We start from the raw sequence: 4020 nt of genomic DNA, 5'->3' as shown, positions 1-4020 counted from the left end.
GAAGGCGTATGCCGAGGACAAAGTCCTTTTGCTCAATGCAATTGCGAACTCTTTATTTATAAAGTATAGTAAGTTATACTTTACTTAATATTTTATCAACATTTATATAAATTCTATATAACATTTGCATAAGGATTATATAGCTTTTATATAGTAAAAATGTGAAAGAAGGGTATAAAAATGAGTTACTTAGTATGTCATTTTGGAAAATATAAAGCTGGAAATGTTACAGGTTTGCAAAAACATAATCAAAGAGAAAATAAAGAATATAGCAATAAAGATATTGATAGCCTTAAAACGCATTTAAATTACGATTTGATCAATAATGGACAGATATTATATGCAGAGAAGGTAAAATGCATTACAGAGGCTCATAGGACGTCTAAAAAGGCAATTAGAAAAGATGCTGTTACTTATTGCGAATGTATAATATCATCTGACAAGAATTTTTTTGAAAGCCTTACTAATGATTTAACAAGGAAATTCTTTGAAATATCTTTAGATTATTTAAAAAATAAAATTGGTGAGGAATATTTAATAGGAGCAAATGTTCATCTTGATGAAATAACTCCACATATGCACTTTGGTTTTGTTCCTATGAATTCGGACGGTTCTTTATCTGCTAAAAAATTAATAACTAGAAATTTTTTAAGAGAAGTTCAAAAAGAGTTACCCGAATTATTAAAAACAGAAGGTTTTGATATTGAAAGGGGTATTGAAGGAAATAAAGTTAGACATGTAGATCCAAAAGAATTTAAAACAATTCAATTTAAAGAATTAAATAAATCAAGAGAAGAATTACAGACTTTAGAAAGAGACATTGAAGATAAAAAAATATTATTAAAAAATATAGATGCAGAATTAGACTCTAAAAATGAATTTATAAATAATATAAATTCTATTGAAAAAGAAAAGGTTATGTTTTCAAAAGAGAAAATAAAGATAAATAAATCTGATTTTGAAGAAATGAAAAATATTATTTTAGATTTGAAAAATTTAGAGCATGAAAAAAATCTTATAAGTAAAGAGCTTGATATGTTAAAGAAAGAGAATGAGAATTTAAAAGTTGAGAATAAAAATAAATTTAAACTATTTAGAGAAAATGAAATAAAACTTCATGAAAGAATAAGAGAGTTAAGAGAAGTGAATTCTAAATTGGATAAAGATAAGAAAACTGAAATCAAAGAATTAAAAAAAGAATTAAAAAAAGAATTACAAGATATTAAATTTAGAACTTATACTTTAGATTCAAAAATAAGTAATCATGAAGAGTTTTTAAAAGAAAATGATATTGAAGAAAAATACCAGGAGTTTATGGAGCGTAAAAATAAAAAAGATTATGAAAAATTTAGAGAGCGACTGAATAAAAAAAATAGAGAATATGAATTTGGTTTATAGTAAAAAAATAAGGCTGAAAAGCCTTAAATTTTTTTATAAAACAGGTGATTTTGAACCTGTTTCTTCTTTACTTGATACTATAGAAACAACTCACGCCGAACTTTATAGGGCTTTATCCCTTGGTATTACTTACTTAAGACCTGTTTTTTACCCCTATTTTAGGGTGGATGTGGACAAATAAAAAACTCCTATGTTATAATTTTACTGCTAGGAAAAACATAATAGGAGTTTTTTATATCTATTTTTACATAAATAGATATTATCTCCAATCATTTAGAAAGCTAAATAGAAAGGAGTTTTATTTATTTTTATATAATTTTTAAGTTTATGAATTGACTTGTTTACTTATCAATTTCGTATTAATTATATATAAAAATATTAAAATATGCAATATGAAAGATATAGAAATACTTATAGATAAAGATGGAAGAAATAACGATAGACCGTGGAAGAATAAAAAAATTAAATCTATTTTATTAGGACAAACTTATTTAAAATTGGGATATAAGAAAGCTTATAGAGTTTTAGAATGTGGTAATTATTTAGAATTTAAAAGATATTTAGAAGATAATAAACTGAAATTATTTGGAGCGAACTTTTGTAAAGATAGATTATGTCCTATGTGTAGTTGGAGGAGAAGTTTGAAAATATTTGGACAAGTATCTAAAGTTATGGATAAAACATTAGAAAAACAAGAATATAAATTTATATTCTTAACATTAACTTGTAAGAATGTAGATGGTGAAAATTTATCTAAAGCTATAGATGACTTAATTAAGTCTTTTGATAAATTGTTTAAAAGAAAAATTATAAAAAATATAGTAAAAGGTTGGTTTAGAGCATTGGAAGTAACTCATAATCTAGATAAAGATTCTAAAGATTATGATACATATCATCCTCATTTTCATATTATTTTAATGGTTAATAAGAGTTATTTTAAAAAAACTGATTTATACATAACTCAAGATAAATGGGTTGAATTATGGAAAGATTGTTTAAAAGTTGATTATACTCCAATAGTTGATGTAAGAGCATTTAAGAGTAATAATAAAAATCACATAAAAAAATCAATAGCAGAAAGTGCTAAATATACAGTTAAAGATAATGATTATTTAATAGAGGATAATATAGAATTAACTGAAAGTGCTGTTATTGTATTAGATAAGGCATTAAAAGGCAGACGTTTAGTTGCTTTTGGGGGAGAATTAAAGAAGATTCATAAGCAGTTAAAATTAGATGATGCTGAAGAAGGTGATTTAATAAATACTAATAATGAAGAAGAAATTAGAGATGATTTGAATTTTATTATCGAGAGATATAAGTGGAGTGTAGGATATAATCAATATATTAAATTCTAATTATTGATTATATATAGTTAATAAGAAATATGGGGGTTATTATGAAATTTTTTAATTTTTTAAAACTGAAAATTGATAATTTAAGTATGGATAAGGCTAGAAAACATATAATTTACTCAGTTATTGATTGCTTTTTCCTAGGCTCTCTTGCAGTTGTATATTATGAAAAAGAAAATTGGGTGAATTTTAAAAATATCTTTACTCTTTTCATTCCATTTTTTATATATTTTTTAATAACAATTTGTATATACTTTTATAAGTTTAAAAATAAAAGGGATTAAAAAAAGATAGTAGCACTATCTTTTTTTAATCCCTTTTATCTTGCTGTAAGCTTTTTACCTGATAAAGTTTTGTATGGAAGTACCGATGTAGAACTAAAAAGTAATGTAACTCCTTTTCCATTATCAGCTCTTAATACTTTACCCCATTGTTTTCCTATAGTAGCCAAAACCATTCTAGATATAGGATTCAATTTTGATAATCCTATAATACCTAACACTGCTAATTGATTACCTCCAACTTTATCCATTTTAGCAATAAGAGAAGATGGTAAATAAAGATTTGTTCCACCATTTAAATAATGATGGTTCTGATATGAAATTAGTCCATTTTTATAATATTTATATTGTCCTTTTAAATTACTACTACTACCACCACCACCAGTAATGTGTGCTCTTGGTGTTATGTTTAATTCGCTTGCTAAAGCAGAAACAGGAGCAAGTGCTATTGATGAAATTATCGTTGCCGTAGTTAATATACTTAAACATTTTAGATTTTTCATATTTATCTCCTCCTTTTGGGGATTATGTAATTCGTTTTTTTTAATTTTATAATAATATTTGAAGTTAATACAAGTCTTATAAAATAATGAATTTTATGGTAATATGATATAGTCGGGTAAAATATTTTTAAAAGACAAATGTTTAATTTTGTAGTTTTTCTTGAAATGAAATCAAGGTGGAGATAAAAATAAAGGTAGTAGGTCTAATTAGACCTACTACCTTTATTTTTATACTACCTTGATGGAATGGAAAGATATACACTAGAGCAACGAAGTTGCATTCTTAAGAATGCGACTTTCTGCCAAACGGTGAGTGAATAAAAGTTTAGGTTAAGCCTTTTTAAAGGCTTATAGGTGAAGGCGTATGCCGAGGACAAAGTCCTTTTGCTCAATGCAATTGCGAACTCTTTATTTATAAAGTATAGTAAGTTATACTTTACTTAATATTTTATCAACATTTATATAAATTCTATATAACATTTG

The 4020-nt window shown here is 24.9% G+C and carries 3 protein-coding genes; 2 read left to right on the top strand and 1 reads right to left on the bottom strand.

Annotated features, from left to right (window positions below):
- Nucleotides 1-180 precede the first annotated feature (180 nt).
- Complete coding sequence (gene mobV, locus K5V21_RS18930) at nucleotides 181-1398, top strand: MobV family relaxase (RefSeq protein WP_221862645.1); 1218 nt, start codon at nucleotides 181-183, stop codon at nucleotides 1396-1398.
- A gap of 392 nt (nucleotides 1399-1790) precedes the next feature.
- Nucleotides 1791-2756, top strand: a complete 966-nt coding sequence (locus K5V21_RS18925) for a protein rep (RefSeq protein ID WP_221862643.1) — start codon at nucleotides 1791-1793, stop codon at nucleotides 2754-2756.
- Between the two features lie 316 nt (nucleotides 2757-3072).
- Here the strand turns inward: K5V21_RS18925 and K5V21_RS18920 are convergent, their stop codons facing one another.
- On the bottom strand, nucleotides 3073-3537 hold the full coding sequence (locus tag K5V21_RS18920) for a hypothetical protein (RefSeq protein ID WP_221862641.1): 465 nt from the start codon (nucleotides 3535-3537) through the stop codon (nucleotides 3073-3075).
- Nucleotides 3538-4020: the final 483 nt, after the last annotated feature.

Source organism: Clostridium sardiniense (assembly GCF_019753795.1).
GTDB classification, from domain to species: Bacteria; Bacillota; Clostridia; order Clostridiales; family Clostridiaceae; genus Clostridium; species Clostridium sardiniense.
The sequence above is the reverse complement of the archived record's forward strand: the minus strand, read 5'-3'. Positions and strand labels throughout refer to the sequence as shown.